The 21198-nt window shown below is 43.0% G+C and carries 15 protein-coding genes; 4 read left to right on the forward strand and 11 right to left on the reverse strand.

Features of this window, described 5'->3' with window-relative positions:
* Nucleotides 1-3 precede the first annotated feature (3 nt).
* From ABZR88_RS09420 to ABZR88_RS09450, 7 genes are all read right to left on the reverse strand, one after another.
* Entirely contained in the window at nucleotides 4-1554 is a 1551-nt protein-coding gene (locus tag ABZR88_RS09420; RefSeq protein ID WP_146166538.1) for a hypothetical protein, read from the reverse strand.
* Nucleotides 1555-1827: 273 nt separating this feature from the next.
* Entirely contained in the window at nucleotides 1828-2583 is a 756-nt protein-coding gene (locus tag ABZR88_RS09425) for a CPBP family intramembrane glutamic endopeptidase (RefSeq protein WP_170113608.1), read from the reverse strand.
* Between the two features lies 1 nt (nucleotide 2584).
* The gene (locus ABZR88_RS09430; protein WP_107828728.1) at nucleotides 2585-3133 is read right to left on the reverse strand and encodes a hypothetical protein; all 549 of its coding nucleotides are present in this window, start codon (nucleotides 3131-3133) and stop codon (nucleotides 2585-2587) included.
* 763 nt (nucleotides 3134-3896) lie between these two features.
* A complete protein-coding gene (locus ABZR88_RS09435; protein WP_107828730.1) occupies nucleotides 3897-4826 on the reverse strand; it encodes a bestrophin family protein in 930 nt (309 codons plus the stop codon).
* 12 nt (nucleotides 4827-4838) lie between these two features.
* Nucleotides 4839-5327 (reverse strand): hypothetical protein, encoded by a 489-nt coding sequence (locus ABZR88_RS09440; RefSeq protein ID WP_107828731.1) that lies wholly within the window; start codon nucleotides 5325-5327, stop codon nucleotides 4839-4841.
* A 102-nt stretch (nucleotides 5328-5429) separates the two neighbouring features.
* A complete protein-coding gene (locus ABZR88_RS09445; protein WP_107828732.1) occupies nucleotides 5430-6782 on the reverse strand; it encodes a cell wall metabolism sensor histidine kinase WalK in 1353 nt (450 codons plus the stop codon).
* Nucleotides 6782-7465, reverse strand: a complete 684-nt coding sequence (locus tag ABZR88_RS09450) for a response regulator transcription factor (protein ID WP_107828733.1) — start codon at nucleotides 7463-7465, stop codon at nucleotides 6782-6784. Before ABZR88_RS09450 ends, ABZR88_RS09445 begins: the two co-directional genes overlap by 1 nt.
* 197 nt (nucleotides 7466-7662) lie before the next feature.
* Between ABZR88_RS09450 and ABZR88_RS09455 the strand changes: the two genes are divergently transcribed.
* Nucleotides 7663-9012 carry a PhoH family protein gene (locus ABZR88_RS09455; protein ID WP_107828734.1) on the forward strand — a complete coding sequence of 450 codons (1350 nt, stop codon included), beginning with the start codon at nucleotides 7663-7665 and terminating at the stop codon, nucleotides 9010-9012.
* A gap of 120 nt (nucleotides 9013-9132) precedes the next feature.
* Here ABZR88_RS09455 and ABZR88_RS09460 read toward each other — a convergent pair whose 3' ends face one another.
* Nucleotides 9133-11304, reverse strand: a complete 2172-nt coding sequence (locus ABZR88_RS09460; RefSeq protein WP_107828735.1) for an FUSC family membrane protein — start codon at nucleotides 11302-11304, stop codon at nucleotides 9133-9135.
* A 177-nt stretch (nucleotides 11305-11481) separates the two neighbouring features.
* Between ABZR88_RS09460 and ABZR88_RS09465 the strand changes: the two genes are divergently transcribed.
* The 3 genes from ABZR88_RS09465 (at nucleotide 11482) to ABZR88_RS09475 (ending at nucleotide 15833) form a co-directional block, all read left to right on the forward strand.
* Nucleotides 11482-14064, forward strand: coding sequence for a phosphoenolpyruvate carboxylase (locus ABZR88_RS09465; protein ID WP_107828736.1), 2583 nt, complete (start codon nucleotides 11482-11484; stop codon nucleotides 14062-14064).
* Nucleotides 14065-14071: 7 nt separating this feature from the next.
* Nucleotides 14072-14800: a ThuA domain-containing protein gene (locus ABZR88_RS09470; RefSeq protein WP_107828737.1), complete on the forward strand. Its 729-nt coding sequence runs from the start codon at nucleotides 14072-14074 to the stop codon at nucleotides 14798-14800.
* 76 nt (nucleotides 14801-14876) lie between these two features.
* Nucleotides 14877-15833, forward strand: a complete 957-nt coding sequence (locus ABZR88_RS09475; protein ID WP_107828738.1) for a phytanoyl-CoA dioxygenase family protein — start codon at nucleotides 14877-14879, stop codon at nucleotides 15831-15833.
* 157 nt (nucleotides 15834-15990) lie between these two features.
* Here the strand turns inward: ABZR88_RS09475 and ABZR88_RS09480 are convergent, their stop codons facing one another.
* Genes ABZR88_RS09480 through gyrA form a run of 3 tightly spaced genes read right to left on the reverse strand, consistent with a single transcriptional unit; the run spans nucleotide 15991 to nucleotide 20950 of the window.
* Nucleotides 15991-17250, reverse strand: a complete 1260-nt coding sequence (locus ABZR88_RS09480) for a lipopolysaccharide assembly protein LapB (protein WP_107828739.1) — start codon at nucleotides 17248-17250, stop codon at nucleotides 15991-15993.
* A gap of 7 nt (nucleotides 17251-17257) precedes the next feature.
* Nucleotides 17258-18370 carry a lipopolysaccharide assembly protein LapB gene (locus ABZR88_RS09485; protein WP_107828740.1) on the reverse strand — a complete coding sequence of 371 codons (1113 nt, stop codon included), beginning with the start codon at nucleotides 18368-18370 and terminating at the stop codon, nucleotides 17258-17260.
* A gap of 9 nt (nucleotides 18371-18379) precedes the next feature.
* On the reverse strand, nucleotides 18380-20950 hold the full coding sequence (gene gyrA, locus ABZR88_RS09490) for a DNA gyrase subunit A (protein ID WP_107828741.1): 2571 nt from the start codon (nucleotides 20948-20950) through the stop codon (nucleotides 18380-18382).
* Nucleotides 20951-21198 lie beyond the last annotated feature (248 nt).

The following is a 21198-nucleotide window of genomic DNA, read 5'->3' on the forward strand; positions in this document are numbered from 1 at the left end:
CTATTATTGAGCCGATTCTATAAACATCGGTGTTTCTGTTACGGTTACATTTACTTTACCGGCAAGAGTAACTTTGGTGGTTTTGGTCATTGCATCGGCACCTACCTTGGGGTTGTAAATGTTGGCAGTCAGCGTGGTTTTACCCAGATCAAGCGTATAGGCAGCAGTGCGACCAACCTGATCTGGAACTGTCAACACATACATGGTTTTCTTACCGTTCTGATACTGGTCAACCAATGGATTGGTGCTGATGGTTTTTACATAAGTGTAGGTACCCATTAGTTTAGTGGTCTGCAAAATATAATCTGCTGCCGGACGGCGCTGACCATTCTCGGCCAAGCCAGATGTTGAATACTGACCAGCATAGCCCGGATTAGCATCAAACAACTGATAAAAATATACGCTTGCAATGTGGTGACGCATATACAACAATGAAGTACGCAAAATCCAATCAGCTTGAGTAATTAAGGCTGATTTAGTACCGATTGGAATAGCTTTCTGATAACTGCCCTGGTTAATATCATAACCAGCTTCGGTAACCCAAACCGGCAAATGATATTGATAGGCTACCTTAGTAAATGAATCTGCAATAGTACCGGCATCTGATAACTCCGGAGCAACACCGGTGCTGGCCGTACGGTGGGTAATTACGCTTCCATTATTAGAGTAATAATGATAGTTTACTACGTCAAAGCATAAATCTACCGAACCATCTGCACGGGTGCCGCGATTGGTTTTACACCAGGCAATAATACGGGCCACATAATTTGGATCGCAGGTGGCAATACCGCCCATTACTACCATCATGTTAGGATCTGCGGTTTTTACGCCTGCATTTTTACCTAGCTTGCCTTTATCGCCATCATAAAAAGCAGAAAGGTTAGCGGCATATTGCTCTGGTGTTTGTGTTGTTTGCGGGCCTTTCCACCAACGGTCAGGTTCGTTATTACATTCAATGTATTTCACCAGGTTAAGACCTATTTTGACTACGTTGATACGATCATTAGTCCAACGCGGACGACTATCTACCGTTACCAGTGATTTATCTACTGCAGCGTTTGATCCATATCGCGCAGCAAACTGAAAGCCCACTTTGGCCATAGCCAGGTAACTGGCCGGCTTGCTCATATCGGCACCGTAGGGCAGGGGAGCGTTCTCGTCGTCTTGCTGATCTGCGGGATAAGATGCCAGCATCCAACGTGGACAGTTTTTCAAATCGGCCAATACAGTAATGCCTTCCTGTTTACAACGAGTATAAATTAAATCATAATCCCAACTGCCATCATTAGTAGGGTCGTAAGTGTAGTTACCTTCTGTATTTTCCAGCTTATTCCAATTCATGTAATGGCGCACCGCGCTAAATGATTTGATGAGCGCCATGTTGGTCTCATAAATTGTGGTGCGGTTATTAGGATCAGCCGGGTTTTGCAAAAAATCCCACTCGTAAGAGTTAATGCCAAACATGTTTTTTAATGGCACTGTGGACGCTGTGGTAGTTTTAGCACCAGAGGTGGTAAGCGACGATTCGGCAGTTATGGCAGAATCAGTCGACACAGGCTTTGACGGCAGCGGTGTTACTCGACAATGCGATGCAAACACAGACATCCCGGTGATGAGATAGACCCAAGTTTTTGATGGTAAAATAAAGCTCATAAATGTCATCATAGTGGCTGTATGTTTTTTGTAGAGTTCGCCCAAAATTAGCTAAACAGAACCGCATCAAACAGCCGGGTTAACAACCAATAGTTTTACTCTTTTTACGAGGTGGGCAAAAAGTTTGTTCTGGCTTTTGGAAAATAATTTTCCCCTAACGATAAGATGCAACGGTTAATTGATAAGCTCTAGCAGGCAAACTGTTAGATTAAAACAGAAGTGAATGGCAGATCCATACCATAATGTCTGTTCCTTGGCACGTACATGAGCCAGGAACAAGGAAAACGGGATCAACCAAAACAAGGAAAGAAACGACAAATGAATAACAGCGAAGAGTAAGGATGTAATGAAAATAGCCTGTCTTACATCGGTTATAGTACCTAGTTTTTCCAACACATAACCACGATATGCAAGCTCTTCAAACAATGCTGGATAAACTGCTATAGAGAAAATCATCCAAACAGCACCATGACCATTCTCTCTGAAAAACAAATAATAATAAAGATGCCTGGAAAACAGCTTAACGTTAAGCCAGGTAATTGCATAATGTACTAATAATGCAAAACTAAAAGCCACTGCGCAGTAAAGGCACAACTTAGAAAAAGAGAAGTTATTCCATCGCAATAAATAGCGGTTGTTATGCCAGCCTGCAACAAAAAAAGCTACGGCAATAGCAGCTAAACCACCATCGGCAATAAGCATGCATGTAAAAGTTTGTAAACTTTTTGTAAATGTGAAAAGGCAACAGATACCCAACTGCAAAGCGTAGAAAACACCAACCTGCATCAACGATGACATTTTATGCGTTGTTTCCTCGGGGTTTGATTCTACTTGCAAGCTGCCACAGCTTTTGCAAAACCGGCTATCGGTAGCAATAGCTGCATTGCAACTGATGCAGGTTGTAACTGTATCTGTTGCCTCGAAATCCATTTTAGGTAAGGTGAGTTTCTTTCTTAATCTTTTCTGCAGCAATAGCAGCCTTAATACCATCAATTAAGCAGGCGATAATGAAGATTTTAATTAATATACCTTTAATGATATTTACCGGGTCATCAATAACCTGTAGGATAATTACTATACCATATAAACTGATACCAGATACCAATGCAGCAAAGGGCTTGCGTTTGCTCCACGCACCCAGAAATATAAATGCGGCGCAAACAATTAAGTCTAAAATAATTCCTGCCATTAAATACGGCGTCCCCCTTAGTTTTATGCCGTCCAGAATAGTTCCTAGTCCTAATAACCCGGCGGTGAGGTAAAGCCTTTTGCCAGCTTTGTCAATCTTTTCTTTATAATCAAGCAAATCAATTTCTTTTACTGCAAGATCGGCTTTAAAATTTGCCTGTTCTTCCTCGGTGCCTTTCAATGGGTAGCCGCAATTATTGCAAAAAGCATCTTCAGACAATACGCTAACGTAGCAGGCGCTGCAATGAGTTACTGTAGGTGCAGAAGATAAAGCCGGAATGTTTTCTTCCATGATGATAAGTGGTTTTAAGTTTCAGTTTTTAATGCAAAGAAGGTAATTCAACAGAACTAGTTAAACAGGCCAGAATATAGCTATCGAGTATAAAGATCGGTAGCATTTGTGACCGGGTTTAAGCGTTACTAAAATAACAACTTAATTAATATTTGAAAAATATATTGAAGGGAGAAGTGGCGGCAGACGGGAACCATCCTAGTTGGCTAATCCTTTAAACCAGTACATTGTCTGAGATTTTTAAAAGGCCTATCTACGCTAATTAAAATGTGAATTATTGTTAATAACTCACCAATAAAGGTTAATAACCTGTTTATAAAAACAAGACGGTAGCTATTGACTGGTATTGATGCCTTACCTAACTTAGATACTATCAAGAACGACGTACTTTGACAGCCTTACGATAAACATTGAGCTAAACGCGTGTAAATCTTAGTGATAGCCACGCAAAAGCCGGGTTATATTGAGTTGCCCCGAAAGGTGACTGTTTCGAAAGAGACATGTTATAAAAAGGGGAGTACAACTAATGGGGCATTATACCGCTGTCGGCGCACTACGGTGTTGCAAGGCAGGTAAAGGGATAACAGGTTTTGCCACTATTCAAAGTTTGCAACAATTAAGAAAACAGGGCAAACCGGTCAAAGAATCAAAGGAATTGATGCCCGCAGGTTGCTATGGCAGCCAGCGGATGCAGAAAACGGAAGTCAAATCGCAAAGATGAGGCTTCCGTTTTCGTTTTTATAGGAGTTTTAGCAGGGTGCATTTATAGCACATAGAACACAGCATTGGTACCGGCAACGGTGCTGGTTTTATCAGCCTCGGTGCTGGTTTCATTTTTCAGCATCTGGTTCAAATCGCGCTCAATATTACGACTGATAGTGGTGGTTGGCGTGTCCGTAGGCTTATTTTCAAATGGATCCTGTAAATGGATGGCCATTTTCTCAATCAAAAACAACGATGATGAGATAGCAACTACTAGCGGAATCTGGAATATGCCAAAAAACTCTGTCAATCCAAAAGGCATCAGAATTACAAATAACAACACCAGCACGTGGATATAGAAACTATAAGTAACGGGAAACACCGTGTTTTTAATCCGCTCGCAGCCGCCCATTGCATTTGAGAAACGGGTGAGGGTTTCATCCAGTGCTACTTGCTGATACTCGTTAATCCAGTTCATACGCATAGCTATCCGCAGATCATCAGCGTGACTTTCCATCAGTGCTACTGGCACATGTTTTATACCATTTAAGGCCCGATATTCATCGTCAGACAGGTATTTACCCAAGCCCTGCTGTGCATTTTGTCCGCGAAGGTGATGGCTCAACGCATGGCACCAGGCCATTTGGCGTTTAATCATTCGCTCTTTTAACTGCTGTTTATCGGCGTCGCCATAAGCGTTGTCAATGAATGACAGCACCTGACGCGCGAACGAACGCGAATCGTTTACAATAGCGCCCCACAATGTGCGGGCTTCCCACCAACGGTCATAGGCCTGATTAGACCTGAACGCTAACAACAGCGATATGATGGTGCCTAATATACCCGGGATAGCCAGCGGAATAGAAATACCCTGCAGTTTAAAATAGCTGTGCGCTGCATACACCGCTGTTGAATAGATGGTTAGAAAAATCATCTCCATCTTTATTTTACCGAACACATAACTGAACGGTACATTCTTTTTTAATAGCATAATTCTAAAAGTTTAAACGGTTTCTGGTTCTAATACAGTTAATGGCGCTTGCTTTGGCAGCTCAAACAATGGTTTGTTCAAATCTATCGTCAATACATTTCTGCCACTGCGGTTAATAAAAGCGTCCGGATCGAGGCTCCTTTCGGTCAGCAATTCATAGTCCAGATCTTTCAGCGTAACAATGGTATCTACATTATTGGCATCCAGGTAATTTTTGAAAGCGGCCATGGTATTGCCGTAGAAAAATTCGATACGAATATCCTGAATGCTATCGGCGTAAGATTTGCGCAGGTTATGACAGGTGCGATAAAAATCGTCGGATATAAAACGGTTCTCGGCAGAGCGGCGCGAGAGCATCAGCAGTTCGCCCACAGAGTCGGTAATACCTACCAGGTGTACCATCAAGATATTCAGCTTCTGCGGATGGAAGCGATGAACAAGCTGAGGCACGCAATGCGTGGTCTCTAACTGGAAATCGGTTGGAATGAGCAATGTTTTCATAAAGGCTTTTTTTAGTTTGTTCTACATTTGTTATAATACAAGTGTAGCCCGCACTTCTAAAGGCCTTCTAAGAAACTTATTAGAATTTGATGAGAAAACGCATCATGCTTTGACTGATGGCAAAAAGACCTGTATTTCGGTACCGATATTTACCTCAGACCGTATACCAATGCTGCCCCGATGCAGTCTGATGATGTTTAGTGCCAAAGGCAAGCCCACACCATGCCCTTTAAAATCATGCGTGTTTGATGCGCGGAAAAATGGCACAAACACATGCTTCATATCATCGGCAGGGATACCGATGCCCTGGTCTTTAATCGCAATAACCACCATTGATTTCTCCACGCGCAACTGAATAGTCACTAGCTTATTTTCAGAGTACTTGCAAGAGTTACTGATGATATTAGTGATGGCCAAATGCAGTAGATTGCTGTTACCCGATACTTCCAGCAGATTTTCGTCATCAGGTAATTTAGAAAAATCAACCTCGATCTGGCTTTTCGGCTGTATTTTTTTGACCGATTCTATAGCCTGCCAAATAGCTTCATCTATCCGGGTGTTTTGCCAGTCCTGCTTCTTGCCGTCAAAACCTGATTGTGCCAATAGCAACAAACTGTTTAAGATCTGCGTGAGTTTGTTGGTTTCGGTTTGTATGGTGGTCAGCATTTCGTGCTGAGCGGCATCGTCCCCGGCTTTATCTAAAGCCAGTTCAACCTCGCTGTTGATGATGGTAAGTGGTGTGCGCAATTCGTGCGAGGCATTGCTTACAAAGTTATTTTGCGTTTCAAAAGCTGTTTCCAATCGCGTCAGCATATCGTTGAAAGTATTAGAAAGCTCAGCAAGCTCATCCTTACCCGGCGTATCTAAGCGCAAGTGCAGATTGTTGGAGGTAATCTCATTCATCCGATTGGTGAGTTTACGCACCGGCGCGAAAGTATAGAATGAAAATACCTTACCTACAAAGAATACGATGATCAATGTACCCAGAAACCCAAAGAACAGAACACTTTTTAATTCGTCCAACTCCTGTAGACCGTAAGGGTTCCGGGCAGAAACCACCACCATAAATCTATCATTGCCCCGTGCAACAATCTTTCCAGCAAAAAACTGGTTTTCCTTTTTGTATTCGGCGTTACCATTGGCCGCCAAATCGGCAAAAAAATCATCAGGCAAGCCCTGGTTAACAAACATACCAGTTGGACTGGCCTTGATAATATGCTCCGTTTCTCCCTGTAATTTTTCAAGAAAACGGTTCCGCATTTCCTGGTAGGCACGGGCTTTCTCGCCGGGAAACAGCCGGATATCAGTTGTCAGCTTTACGCGAGCCTGCAGGCGCTTAAAAAAATCGCGATAGTTAAACTGGTATTCAAAGTAGAAGATAAACGTGTTTAACAGCAGCAGCACACCCGTAGAAAGGGTAAGGAAGTGCAGCGTTATCTTGGTTTGTATCTTCATTATTCTGCTTCCTTCATCATATAGCCCATACCAAAAACGGTTTGAATAAAGCGCGACGGATTATCTTTATCCAACTTTTTACGCAGATAATTAATGTAAACGTCAACCACGTTAGTACCCAAATTAAAATTGATATCCCAGACGTTTTCAAGGATCTGAATGCGCGACAACACTTTCCTTTGGTTTTTGATCAGGTACTCCAGCAAGCGGTATTCGGTAGAGGTGAGGTTGAGCGGTGCATCTGCCAGTTTAGCAACTTTCGCATCGGCATCCAGTTCCAGATCATTCAGTGTAAAAACATTGGCCGCTGGTTTGTGTTCGCCTTTGGCGCGGCGCAATAGCGCTTTAATGCGTGTGGCCAGCTCAATCATTTTGAAAGGTTTGGTCATATAGTCGTCGGCACCGCTGTTTAGGCCGGTTACCAGGTTCTCAGTGGCATCCAGCGCGGTGAGCATTAAAATGGGGGTGTGGTGCCCCTGTGCCCGCAACTGTTTACAGATCTGTATGCCGTCCATAAGAGGGAGCATCAAATCGAGGATGATCAGGTCATACGGATACTCAGTAGCCATTTGCAGGCCGGTTTGTCCGTTAGTGGCCACGCTAAGTTCAAAGCCATACTCGGCTAATCCACGCTTAATTACCGATACCACTTTGGGCTCGTCTTCAACTAAAAGTATGGCCATTAAATATGTTATAAAGTTTTGCAACCCGAAGGTCTATTATTCAGGCTGATTATATTAAAGTTTTATAACACCTGCAAGCAAAATTGTTTGATATAGCTATTAGATGACGTAACTATTGGGTGCAATACTTGTTAAAAGATTGTTATTTGTGCGTTATCGCCTTTTTTATTGATTTTTAAAATCTATATTTTTAGCGTATGAACAAGGAAAGCAGGGCCAAACTTGCAGGAAAGAAAAAGATTTTTGTCTTAGATACTTCGGTTATCCTGTACGATCATAATGCGTTTGAGAACTTCCAGGAGCACGATGTGGCCATCCCCATACAAGTACTGGAAGAGCTGGATAACATGAAGACAGGCAATGATACGCGCAATTTCGAAGCGCGCAGCTTTATCAGACTGATGGATGGCCTCTCGCGCAAGCACCTGCTTAACCACTGGCAACCGCTTAACGGAACCAAGGGTTGCTTTAAAGTGATTATGGACAAAAAGACCGGTAGCTATGATGCTGAAGGTATTTTTGGAGATGCCAAGACTGATCACCGCATCTTGAACGCCGCCCTGGCCCTGCAAGCCGAAAACCCCGACAAAAGGGTAGTGCTGGTATCAAAAGATATCTGCTTGCGACTGAAAGCCAAAGCGCTAGATCTGAACGCAGAGGATTACGAAACCGGCAAGATCAAAAACCTTGACGAGCTTTATACCGGCATCACCGTCATCAACAAGCAGACTGATAAATTCATTACCCAACTGAAAAAGCAGCCCATTATTACGTCTGAGGATATACCAGTGCGCAATGGTTTTGCCAATCATTTCTATCAGCTGCAAGGCAAGCAAAAAACACTGTCTGTTTTTTACAGCATGCAAACTGGCACATTTGAGAAAGTAGAGGAGCACCCGGTATTCAGCATTCTGCCTAAAAACCCGGAGCAAGCTTTTGCCCTGCATGCGCTAATGAACCCGGACATTAAACTGGTGACGATACAAGGCAACGCGGGTACAGGTAAAACCTTATTGGCACTGGCCAGCGCGTTGGAACAACGAAGAGAATACCGGCAGATCTACGTTACGCGCCCCATCATCCCACTAAGTAACAAAGACATTGGCTTTTTGCCTGGAGATGTAAAATCCAAGGTCGATCCGTACATGGCCCCCATTTGGGATAACCTTAAATTCATCAAAGAACAGTATGCCGATGATGAAAAAATGCAGGCGAAGATTGATGAATTAGTAACTAACGATAAGATTTCTATCGCACCGCTGGCCTTCATTCGCGGCCGTACGCTCACCAAAAAGTTCTTTATTGTTGATGAGGCCCAGAATCTAACTCCGCACGAGGTAAAAACTATCATCTCCCGCGCTGGCGAACACAGTAAGTTTGTGTTTACCGGTGATATTTACCAGATTGACACGCCTTATCTGGACGCAGAAAGTAATGGTTTATCTTACCTGATTGATAAAGCTAAAGGGCACCCACTTTATGCGCACATCACCCTGCAAAAAGGGGAACGGAGTGAGTTGGCAAATTTGGCTAATGAGTTGTTGTAACACCCCTCCAAACCTCCCCGAAGGGGAGGCTTTAATAAAAAAACAATTGAAAATATTTTTCAAGTCCTTTCCTTTGGAGAGGATTTAGGAGAGGTTTCTTCGGGGAGGTTTGGAGGGGTGTTAGTTGAGGTACCCCTCCGTCACCTTCGCAATATCATAACTCACTTTATTAATAAAACCCAGTTGCTCACGCAATAGCTTTTCATCGGTGTTAAGGTCTGCGGTTTCTTCGGCTGGTTTATCTGCGGTAAACTCTACCGGTGGGCCTCCTAATAGTTTCTCGCTTTCGTTCAGTGTTGCCAGGCTACGTCTTACCAGTTTTAAATGTTCGGAGTGTAGTTTATTATCGTTGCCTTTAATATTTGAAGCGATTGTAGCCAGATAGGATGACAGGATATGGTTTAACACCACAAACTTGTGCACATCTTTGCTTTTACGTTGTTTGCGTTTAGGCTCCGAAGTCATCCGCTCAAAAGCTGCCGAAAGGTTGGCCGATTTAACGTAGACGTCTTTACGGGCTAACTTAAATTCTGTGGTGTTAACGTTGGCGCCATTTAAGCAGGTAGCAATTTTGGCCAGATAATTAGCGTTGGCGTAAATTACATCGCGTAAGCTTTCTATCAGTTGTTCTGATTCCCAGCTCGGAAATACCAGGTAACTGGCAATAAACGCTATAACAGAGCCCAGAATAGTATCAATAATACGTTCCTGCAAAATAGTAACGTGACCAACGCCCAGAAACTTAAATAAGATCAGCACATAGGGTGTGGTAAACAACACGCTGATTACATAATTCAACCGTACAAAGCTGTAGGAGCCAATCATGAAGATGGTTAGCAAAATAAACTCGGCAACGGTATTGTGCAGGAAATAAAGGATAATCGCGCCGATAATGCCACCAATCACCGTGCCCACCAGACGCTGATAGTTACGCTGCTTGGAAAGGCTGAACCCTGGTTTCAAGATCACAATGATTGTGAGTAATACCCAATAGCTATGATGCCCGAATACAAGTTTGCGGCCGGTTACGAAATCAGCTAAAATTAACACTTCGGCACTTTTGGTAATAATAAAACCCGTGATGCAGACCAGTGCTACACGCAATGCATGCTTAAATGTGGCCGAGCTGAACGACAAGTTATCGGTAAAGATGCGCGCGTTATAGTCCTGATGACTTACAAACTTGACGTATTCAATATCATTCCGGTTCCCCATCAGTATGACAGATGATTTGGTATGATAATAATTGAATATATCCGTTATACGTCTATTTAGATCGCGCAGATTAATCAATATCTTCTTCAGTACCAGATTGCTAACCGATTCTTCTTTACCAATTTCATCAATCTTTAACTTTATCTGTTCCAGTTGTTTATCAAAGTTAAAAGCATGTTTATAGCGGGAGTTAGCCAGTATAGCCACACCAATATTATCCAGCTCATCAGCCATTTGCTGCAGCAGACCGGCTATCTCCGTCAGGATACCAGTACTACCAAATTTCTCATGAATATCCTGATAATCATAATGTGTGGCCATAATCTGTTCGTAGAGATCTACCAGATCGCCAAAGGTCATCACCAAAAGCCTGCTGGCATAGGTTGATTCTTTTACCGTCACTCGGCTCTTAAACAGAATCTCACGTACCGTGTCCTGGTGCTGGCTCACCTGTATCTGGGTTGATACCAGTTTACGGTAATTATCGTCTATATCAGTGCCTTCTTTATAAAAATCAGCTTTAATGCGGAGGAACTTTACTACGTCCAGAATATTCTCGCCCAACGCTTGCTGCGCCGCTCGATAAGGTCTGATCCTGAAAAACAGCAGACTTTGCAGCATATACCAAACACCGCCAGCCAAAAGAATAAGACAGTAATCTGGCACCTCTTCCGGCTTCAGGGCTTTATCCATCATAAAAATCATGACTAATAGCGCCGCAGTGCCTACTGCAGCTGCACGGTTGCCATATACCGCCAGCATGGAGAACACGAACGAGAAAACAAGAATCTCCACACCCAGCGTGTAGAGGTTCAACCGAGCAAAACCTGTGACCATAGCAACCACAAAAATACAAAGGTTACAAATGGCCATAGCGTTCCGCTTATAGACGGTTGGGCCGGGGGTATCAACCACGCAAACACATAGCGCGCCAAGCGACAACGTGAGGCCTACATCAAACAAATTTAACTGCGCAAACAGCAGCGTTGGGACTAAAATGCCCATACTCATGCGCAAACCGTCTGAAAAATACTGGCTGTAGAAGAAGTTTTTTATTTCCCGGGTTTGCAGGTTCATTAACACAAGGTTGATATTGGGATAAAAATTTAAAACTATTTACACTTTGTGACCTTAATTATAAAAAACTGTTAATAATTTAGCGTTTTGCTAAAAATATATTAATAGTACGTAATTTAAGCGGCGCAAATATCTGCTGTAAAAGTACACACTAACTATCAGCCTTTACAAAATTATATGCCTTCAGTATCAAAGCTAAATCAAAGGGAAATTATCTTCAACCAGGAGGTAGTAAGCCGCTTTCAGTTATATGACAGCTTGTTTCTTACATTACCGTTTTACCAGGTAAAAGATACGGGTATTTTACTCCCTTTTTTCAGCTCGCATTGCGACAAAGAAACTGCCAGCCAAAAAGCTCCGGCAGCCATCATTGAGTCGTTCTTTAAAAAGTACGCACCAGACATCGATCATCGTGAGCAAATTAATCGCTTATTCCGATTTATACAATATATAGAACGGCAAGTAGTGTTGTTTGACGCAATTGAAGATTCTTCTTTTGATAAGTTAGGCAATTTTGATAAAAGCGGCACTTTACAAGGTTTGCTGCAACAAGCAGATGCGGACGATGAGGTGCGTAAAAACATCAAAGAGAAGCTGGATACGTTCTCGCTTCGTTTGGTGTTAACGGCTCACCCTACGCAGTTTTACCCAAGCCCTGTGCTGGGTATTATGACGGATCTGATTGAGGCGCTCAAAACCAACGATATTAACAGCATCAACGTTTTGCTGCAACAATTAGGTAAAACGCCTTTCTTTAATAAAAAATCGCCAACCCCGGTTGACGAAGCGGTAAGCCTGATCTGGTTCCTGGAGAACGTGTTCTACCATGCATTATCGGCCATTGAGGCTAAGCTTGATGACTCGTTTGATATTACCGATCAATCGCACCAGATTCTTGAACTGGGCTTTTGGCCTGGTGGTGACCGCGATGGCAACCCGAACGTAAACTGCGAAACTACTAAAACGGTGGCCGCAACACTGCGCCAGATCATCTTCCGATGCTACTATCGCGATTATCGCGTGCTGAAACGCCGCATTACTTTCCGCGGTGTGGAAGAACCGATGGCTGCGCTGGAGAAATTACTATACGATAACGCGTTCTCGCCGTCAGATCGTCCGGAAAACTTACAGGAAGAACTTTTATCGTTACTGCAATCTATCCGTCAAACATTACTCAATGACCACGATGGTCTTTCTGTTGATGTTGTGGAAGATCTGATTCAGAAAGTACGTTCATTTGGTTGTTTCTTTGCTACGCTGGATATCCGTCAGGATAGCCGTGTGCTGCGCAACGTGTTTAAGTTCTGTACCGATAAGCTGCATTCTGATGACAGCATCGAAGCTGGTTTCCTGGAACTGAGCGAAGCCGATAAATTAAAAAAACTGGTCTTTAACGAGGCTAGCGTACATTGCCCTGAAGATGCGGATCCTTTAATAAAAGATACGCTGAATACCATCAGGGAGATGAAAACCATACAGCACACCAATGGTGAGCGTGCTTGTCAGCGTTTTATCATCAGCAACTGCCAGGAAGCATCAGACATTTTGCAACTGATGGACCTGTTTTTGTGGAGCGGCTGGAAAAAAGATGAGTTGACGGTAGACTTTATGCCGTTGTTTGAGACCGTGAACGATTTGGCCAATGCTGCCGAAGTAATGGAGCGTTTATATACGCACCCGTTCTATAAAGAGCACCTGGTAAATCGCCGTAACCGCCAGATGATTATGCTGGGTTTCTCAGACAGTACTAAAGATGGCGGCTATCTGATGGCCAACTGGTCTATCTACAAAGCTAAAGTAGAACTGACAGCTATGGCCCGCAAACACGGCATCCAACTGGCATTTTTTGATGGTAGAGGCGGCCCACCTGCGCGTGGCGGCGGTAAAACCCATCGTTTCTATGCTTCAATGGGTAATGATATTGCTAATGATCATATTCAGCTGACTATTCAGGGCCAAACTGTAAGTTCGCAATATGGTTCTGTTGACACAGCAAGATTTAATACCGAGCAATTGATCAACGCTGGTTTGGCATCAGCATTGAACCCTAACCGTCATGACCTGCTGGATGATAACCATAAGCAACTGATCTCTGAAATGGCAGATGAAAGCTACAAAGCGTTCCTGGCTCTGCGTGAGGATCCGCTGTTTGTAAGCTACCTGGAGGACATGAGCCCGATCAAACTGCTTTCAAGGGTAAATATCAGCAGCCGTCCAACCAAACGTAATTCTGATTCTAAATTGAAGCTGGAAGATCTGCGCGCTATTAGTTTTGTAACTGCGTGGGGACAGATGAAACAGAATATCCCAGGCTTCTACGGCGTTGGTACTGCGCTGAAAAAGAAAAAAGACGACGGCAGCTGGGATGCAGTTAAAGAGCTATATCATTCATCGGGCTACTTTAAAACAGTGCTTGATAACTGTATGATGTCGATGTCAAAATCAGACTTCCGCGTTACCGCTTACCTGGCTGAAGACAAAAAATACGGCGAGTTCTGGAACAAGCTTCATGACGAGTTTGAACTCACCAAAAACATGTTGCTGGAACTGACCGAGACTGAAACGCTAATGGAGGAATACCCGATTGAAGGAAAATCAATTGCCCTGCGCGAGCGTATTGTTTTACCGTTGGTAATTATTCAGCACTATGCTTTAGAAAAATTAAAGCACACTAAAGATCAAGAATTAGCAGATATTTATAATAAATTAGTGATCCGAACTGTATACGGCATTGTAAACGCCGGCAGAAACTCGGCCTAATTTAGATATGAAGAAGAAAATAATAGGAGCACTGACGGCTTTAGCCGTCGTGCTCTCCTTTGCTGCTACTAAGCCTAAAAACAAAGTACTCATCTTTTCGCTCACCAAGGGCTATCATCATGCCAGCATTGCCGATGGCATTACAGCCATCAAACAAATTGGCGAAAGGGAAGCATTTGAGGTAGATACCACTACCAACCCCGCTTTATTTACTGACGCCAATCTAAAGCAATATAAGGCGCTTATATTTCTAAGTCCTACGGGCAATGATCTTTTCAATGCCGATCAGCAACAAGCATTCGTAAATTTTATTCATAAAGGCGGTGGCTTTGTGGGTATTCATGCGGCTACAGATTGTCTTTATACCTGGCCGTGGTATGGCCAACTGGTAGGAGCCTATTTTGTAAAGCATCCTAAAATACAACAGGCTCAACTTCAAATAGTTGATCACAAGCACTTGTCTACCAAAACATTGCCTGACACCTGGCTACATACCGACGAATGGTACAATTTTAAGGACGTGAGCAGCAAGCTACATGTACTGATAAAAGTTGACGAGAAAAGCTACGAAGGCGGAACAATGGGAGAGGAGCACCCTATTGCATGGTACCAACAATTTGAAGGCGGCCGGGCTTTTTATACCGAACTTGGACATACGGCCGAAGATTTTAAAACCGACACTTTATTTCTGACACATTTAACCGGTGGCATTAAATACGCTTTAGGACAGAAATAATCGATCCTAAAGCATTAACCTTTTAAATGCGCTAATAGACTTTTTTGTTTATCCAGCAACAATACTTAAACCTAAGATGACCAGTGCTGAATTTATCCGGTGCCTTGTTCAAAAACATTTGAGCATAAAAGCGGGCAAATCTTATAAGTTAACAGCGGATTTAGATAGCCTGGAAAACATGTGGCTGGCTGTTTATGGTTTGGGGAAACTGGAGATATTTAGTTACCTGTATGGAAATTGCCAATCTGAAATAGATTTTTATGCCTGGTTACAGCAGACAAAAGGAGCAACAGCAATAGCTGAAGCTGATCTGCTGTTTGAGCAGATGCAGTGCCAGGAGACTAATTTAAATGTCGAGGAACATACTGCTCCCCGTTTGCTTACAGCCGCCCAGCACCAACATTGGCAGGAGTGGGGCTACCTTAAAATTAGTGGCCTGGTACCGGCTGAATATTGTGAACGTGTAAAAGCTTTTACCTGCAATTACTTAGGCATAAACCTGGCCGACCCGACAACATGGTATCCAGTTCATAAAGATTGGCACGGCCTTATGTTGCAGGTATATCAGCATCCGGATATGGAGGCTATACGCAGGCATCCGGCAGTAAAGCAATTATTTGCGGAATTATATCAAACAGAAAAAATTGTTGCCAATACAGATAAAGTAAGTTATAACCCACCCGAAACAGAACAGTGGCGATTCCGGCATCACCGGTTGCATTGGGATATTGATCATCACCAGTCGCCAGGCTATTACATTCAAGGGCTCATTTACCTTGACGATGTCCCCGAAGACCGTGGCCCATTAAAACTCATTCCGGGTTTCCATCGTCGGTATGACGAATATCAACGTCAATTTCCAGACCACATGGCTGCGCAAAACGCCATAAAAGAAAAGTCTGGTGCCATACCAATACCGGGCAAACTGGGCGACATTGTATTATGGCAACAAATGCTGCCACACGCAGCGAGCATTAATCAGTCTGATAAACCTCGGTTTGTTCAATACCTAAGCTTTACCCGTTTAGATTGATGAATTATTTACTTACCATAACGTTTTTTAAATAAAATATCTTAGTATTTAAATCGACCCTAAATTAAATAAATCCAAATAAAAATAATACCTATAATTAATATTATGTTAAATAGTGGATTTAAAAAGAAAGGCTGCAACCGCAGCCCTCTTTAAATTATTTACCTGATTGCAGTGCATCCAGTTGTTGTTTAATCTTAGTAGCGTTAGCCATATCGTTTTTACCCAGGTAATAAGTGCGCAGGTTAGTTAATGCGCTTACAGATTTTGGATTAAGCTCTACAGCTTTCTGCAAAAATGGTTTAGCGGCGTCAAACATGGTGTTTGCTTTAGCCATAGATGCATCGTATTCTTTTTGTTTTTTAACATCCAGCTTTCTGGCGTAGTTGTACAGATCAATTGCCGGAGTAATCAGCACATAGCCCATGTTCAGATTTGCCTCAAAATAGTTTGGATCAATCTCCAGGGCTTTTTTGTACATATCCTGAGCTTTAGCCAGGTTTTCGTCGCGGGTTTTGGTTAACGCAGCTTGTTGTGCAGCTGGCGCCTTAGCCAATTTCTGAGATGCATCATCAGCAATTTCAGAATAAGTTAAACCGCTGTAGTAGTATAAAGTCTTGTTTTTAGGATCGTTAGCGATAGCTTTTTCAACTTTAGAAATAACCTCCTGTTGTCTGCCCATTTGCAGGTTTAGCTCAACAATAGTTTTGCTGATATCAGCATTGCTTGGATATTTAGTTGAGGCGTCTTCCAGTGTTTTAATGGCCGCTAAGGTATCAGCCTTTGTTTGTTTGGCCAATTGAAAGCCAGAAAGTTCCTGGTAGGCCCTCTCCTTTCCTTTAAATGGCGTGGTTAACAACTTGTTATAGTTGGTAATTGCGGCATCCCAGTTTTTTGCGTTGGCAGCAGCCAAACCAGTGTAGTAAATAGCAATGGTATCTTCTGGCATAACAGTACGGTAGTAATCAAATGATTTATAAGCCAGATCATATTGCTTATTGCCGTATTCTTTAATGCCTTTGTTTAGTTGATATTGAGCCAAAAGCGAGTATCCGGCATCAATCATCTTTTTGTAGTCACCTTTGGTATCTACCTCTTTAGCTTTTTTCAGGCTTTCCTCTGCGGTTGTAAACAACGGAACTGAGGTTGTCGGCACCGTATCAGCCACAGCCGCTGAAGCATAAATAATACCTTTTAGCGCGATAGTTTGTGGTAATGCTGATGTTTTATCGTTAGCGGCAGCCTTATCAATTGAAGCTTTTGCCTGAACCAGCAATGGTGCAGCAAGGCTCTTGCTACCTCTTAAGGTTTCGTATTTATTATAAGTTTCCTGCGCGTTGTTTAGTTCTGATTTTTGCGCGAAAGCAGAAACGGCGACTAACCCCAACAGGCCGGTCATTACAAATTTAATTTTCATGTTTATTTCAATTGGTTAACTGTTTTAGTTTGTTGTTTACCTTGTTTAGTTGCTCTGTATTGTTTGATTTGGTGTATACCAGCTGCAGTAAATTTAAACACTTGGTTTCATACGGAGATATTTCATTTGCTTTTTCAAGCCACTGCGCAGCGCGTTGCAAATTATCAGCCTCTTTATCCTTTTTCAGGGTACTTTCTTTTAAATAAAGCAGCCCCAAATTAAATACCGGATCGTATGAAGTTTTGTTTAACTCAATAGTATGCAGGTACATAGACTCAGCCTTATCATAATCATTCAGATTATCATAGCAGCTAGCCGCTATAAACGCAACATCAGCATTATTGGGGTAATTGTCAAGTAACGCAGGTAACAAAGGCATTAAAGATCTGTAATCTTTACGGTTGTTGTAAATATTAGCTTCTTCAAGTAACAAAACACGGTCATTAGGCAGCGCCTTCCTCCCCTTTTTTAATATCTGCAACGCTTTGCTGGTATCACCTACAGACTTAAATGTACTTACAGCCGCCTGTACGTATTGGGTTTTCATGGTATCTGTACCCAGCAAAATATCATAATATTTCGCGGCCTCTTCCTTGTTGCCTAACTTACTGTTAACATAGGCTATATAGCCATTTAATTGCCTGAAATGCGGTGCATAAACCTGGGCTTTTTTAAATGATGTAAGCGAGTTAGCGTAGTCAGACTTGTGCATCTGATTAAAACCATTGCGCAAATAAGTATTTGCTAAACAACGCTTTGCAAAATCTAACTCAGGTACATATTTAAATGTCTTCTTGCTGGCGGCAAGCCTGTCAACCAGATCTGATGTTTTGGCCAGGAAGGTAGGTGGATTGTTAAGCTTATTAGTAGAATCAGTATAAGCAATGGCCGAGTAGACCACTGCTTTATATACGCTTTTCTCTGTGTTAGCCGAATCTTTTTTGGTAACGATCAGGCTGTCGACCGTTTTTTTAGCATTGGCTAAAAATTTAAGGTCTTTCTGCTTATTGTAATAAGCCAAACTGTTTACTACACCCTTCAGCACTTCTGTTTGGCAGAAGGCGGTGGATGAAGTAAACAGTAATATGGCTACCGGAAAAATTAATTTACGGTTAATCATGTTTTGTTTTTATGCTTGTGGCGCGTCGTCTGCAGGTGCGTCGGTATTACCCTCTCCTTCTGCGGTGTTCTCACCGTTTTCGGCTCCCTCCTGTTTCTCTTCCTCCTCATCCTGCGGAACGTTTGCTACCGATGCGATTTCGTCATTGTCTTTCAGCGATATCAGGCGCACACCTTGCGTTGCACGGCCCATTACCCTTAATTCACTGATAGCGATACGGATAATGATACCTGATTTGTTGATGATCATCAGATCTTCACTATCTGTAACACCTTTAATGGCTACAAGGTTTCCGGTTTTTTCAGTTATGCTGAGGGTTTTTACACCTTTACCGCCACGGTTAGTAACGCGATAGTCATCAATATCAGTACGTTTACCGTAACCTTTTTCTGAAACCACCAGCACAGTAGTGCTCGGATCATTAATGCTGATCATACCTACTACCTCATCATTCGGGTTCTCGTCATCAATCCAGATACCACGAACGCCGGTTGCAGTACGGCCCATCGGACGCACAGTTGACTCGTTAAAGCGAATAGCGCGACCTGATTTCAGCGCCATTACAATCTCGCTGCTGCCGGTAGTTAATACCGCTTCTAACAAGGTATCACCCTCATTGATATTGATGGCATTGATACCATTGGCACGCGGACGAGAATAAGCTTCAAGCGAAGTTTTCTTGATGGTACCTTTAGCGGTACACATCATGATAAAGTTGTTCTCCAGGTATTCCTGATCTTTAAGCGACAACAGTTTGATGAACGCTTTGATCTTTTCTTCTTTCGGAATATTGATGATGTTCTGGATGGCACGGCCTTTTGAAGTACGGGTACCTTCTGGGATCTCAAACACACGAAGCCAGAAACAACGGCCCGCCTCTGTAAAGAACAACATGTAGTTGTGGTTTGAGGCGATGAGCAAGTGCTCAATAAAGTCTTCATCGCGGCTGTTGCTGCCCAATGAACCTTTACCACCACGACCCTGACGACGATATTCTGTCAACGGAGTACGCTTGATGTAACCCTCGTGCGATATGGTGATCACCACATCCTCGTCTTCAATAAAGTCTTCGGTTTGCATTTCGGCAGATGAGTAAACCATTTCGGTTTTACGCTCATCGCCAAATTTATCTTTAACCTCGTTCAGTTCATCTCTGATGATCTGCATACGCAGGCCTTCATCTGCCAGAATACCTTTTAATTCATCAATCAGTTTAACCAGCTCGGCATACTCATCTTTAATCTTGTCACGTTCCAGACCGGTTAAACGGCGCAACGTCATATCCAGAATCGCACGGGCTTGTATCTCGCTCAAACCAAACTTGGTCATCAAACCATCGCGGGCCTCTTCCGGCGTGTTTGAGCTGCGAATCAATTGAATAACCTCATCCAGGTGATCCAACGCAATCAGCAAACCTTCCAAGATGTGGGCGCGTTTTTCGGCTTCAGCCAGCTCGTACTTAGTACGACGGATCACTACCTCATGACGGTGCTCCACAAAATAATGGATCAGGTCTTTCAGGTTCAGCAACATTGGACGGCCATGTACCAGTGCAATGTTGTTAACGCTGAATGAAGTTTGCAGCGATGTATATTTATAAAGGTTATTCAGAACGATCAGGGCATTGGCATCGCGCTTTATCTCATAAACCACGCGGATACCCTCGCGGTTAGACTCATCACGAATAGCCGAAATACCTTCCAGTTTCTTCTCTTCAATCAGCTCTGCAGTACGCTCAATCATTACCGATTTGTTCACCTGGTAAGGAATCTCGGTAACAATAATGCGCTCACGGTCGCTGCCATAAGTTTCAATCTCTGCACGGGCACGTACTACAATACGGCCACGACCGGTTTCAAAAGCTGCTTTAGCGCCTTCGTAACCATAAATAATACCGCCTGTAGGGAAATCTGGCCCCTTGATGTGTTTCATCAGGTCAGAGATCTCAATAGCGCGGTCATCTATATAAGCCAGTGTGGCTTCAACTACCTCAGTCAGGTTATGTGGTGCCATATTGGTAGCCATACCTACCGCAATACCCGATGCCCCGTTTACCAGCAGGTTAGGTATTTTACTGGGCAATACGGTTGGCTCCTCTAACGAGTCGTCAAAGTTCAGCTGGTAATCAATGGTATCTTTATTGATATCGGCCAGCATTTCTTCGGCCACTTTTTGCAGCCTGGCCTCTGTATAACGCATTGCCGCTGGCTGGTCACCATCAATAGAACCGTAGTTACCCTGTCCTTCAACAAATGGGTAACGTAAGCTCCAATCCTGCGCCATACGCACCATGGCGTCATATACAGAAGTATCGCCGTGCGGGTGGTACTTACCCAGTACCTCACCCACAATACGGGCAGATTTTTTATAGGGCTTGTTACTGGCCAAACCCAGATCAAGCATACCGTAAAGTACACGGCGGTGAACTGGTTTCAAGCCGTCGCGCACATCGGGTAATGCACGAGATACGATAACCGACATCGAATAATCGATATAAGCCGATCGCATTTCTTCATCAATATTTATGGGAATTATTCTGTCTTCTTTCCGCGAATTATCGTTTCCGTTGTCTTCAGCCATCTTGTTGTATTAATAGATTTTTTTCGCTGTAAAGGTTTATGCAATAGTTGTTTCTCAAAGCGACCTGCGAAGATAGGAATTTATAGGTTTTTGACAGATTTATTTACTAACATTTGGCATGTTTTTAACATAGAAAAACCTGCCAAATAAGTAGAGGAAGCGTATTTAGACTCAATCAACTAATCATTATAATCATCAACTTTTATAGGGCGTTCCCTTCGGGCCGGGCTATCCGCTCATACTGCACG

It is taken from the genome of Mucilaginibacter yixingensis (genome assembly GCF_041080815.1).
Lineage (GTDB): Bacteria > Bacteroidota > Bacteroidia > Sphingobacteriales > Sphingobacteriaceae > Mucilaginibacter > Mucilaginibacter yixingensis.

Coding starts and splice junctions, on each gene's coding strand:
- ABZR88_RS09485 (WP_107828740.1), bottom strand. CDS start 18,370: ATGATTAACCGTAAATTAATTTTTCCGGTAGCCATATTACTGTTTACT.
- ABZR88_RS09465 (WP_107828736.1), top strand. CDS start 11,482: ATGCCTTCAGTATCAAAGCTAAATCAAAGGGAAATTATCTTCAACCAG.
- ABZR88_RS09425 (WP_170113608.1), bottom strand. CDS start 2,583: ATGGATTTCGAGGCAACAGATACAGTTACAACCTGCATCAGTTGCAAT.
- ABZR88_RS09460 (WP_107828735.1), bottom strand. CDS start 11,304: ATGAACCTGCAAACCCGGGAAATAAAAAACTTCTTCTACAGCCAGTAT.
- ABZR88_RS09430 (WP_107828728.1), bottom strand. CDS start 3,133: ATGGAAGAAAACATTCCGGCTTTATCTTCTGCACCTACAGTAACTCAT.
- ABZR88_RS09470 (WP_107828737.1), top strand. CDS start 14,072: ATGAAGAAGAAAATAATAGGAGCACTGACGGCTTTAGCCGTCGTGCTC.
- ABZR88_RS09445 (WP_107828732.1), bottom strand. CDS start 6,782: ATGAAGATACAAACCAAGATAACGCTGCACTTCCTTACCCTTTCTACG.
- ABZR88_RS09475 (WP_107828738.1), top strand. CDS start 14,877: ATGACCAGTGCTGAATTTATCCGGTGCCTTGTTCAAAAACATTTGAGC.
- ABZR88_RS09450 (WP_107828733.1), bottom strand. CDS start 7,465: ATGGCCATACTTTTAGTTGAAGACGAGCCCAAAGTGGTATCGGTAATT.
- gyrA (WP_107828741.1), bottom strand. CDS start 20,950: ATGGCTGAAGACAACGGAAACGATAATTCGCGGAAAGAAGACAGAATA.
- ABZR88_RS09480 (WP_107828739.1), bottom strand. CDS start 17,250: ATGAAAATTAAATTTGTAATGACCGGCCTGTTGGGGTTAGTCGCCGTT.
- ABZR88_RS09440 (WP_107828731.1), bottom strand. CDS start 5,327: ATGAAAACATTGCTCATTCCAACCGATTTCCAGTTAGAGACCACGCAT.
- ABZR88_RS09435 (WP_107828730.1), bottom strand. CDS start 4,826: ATGCTATTAAAAAAGAATGTACCGTTCAGTTATGTGTTCGGTAAAATA.
- ABZR88_RS09455 (WP_107828734.1), top strand. CDS start 7,663: ATGAACAAGGAAAGCAGGGCCAAACTTGCAGGAAAGAAAAAGATTTTT.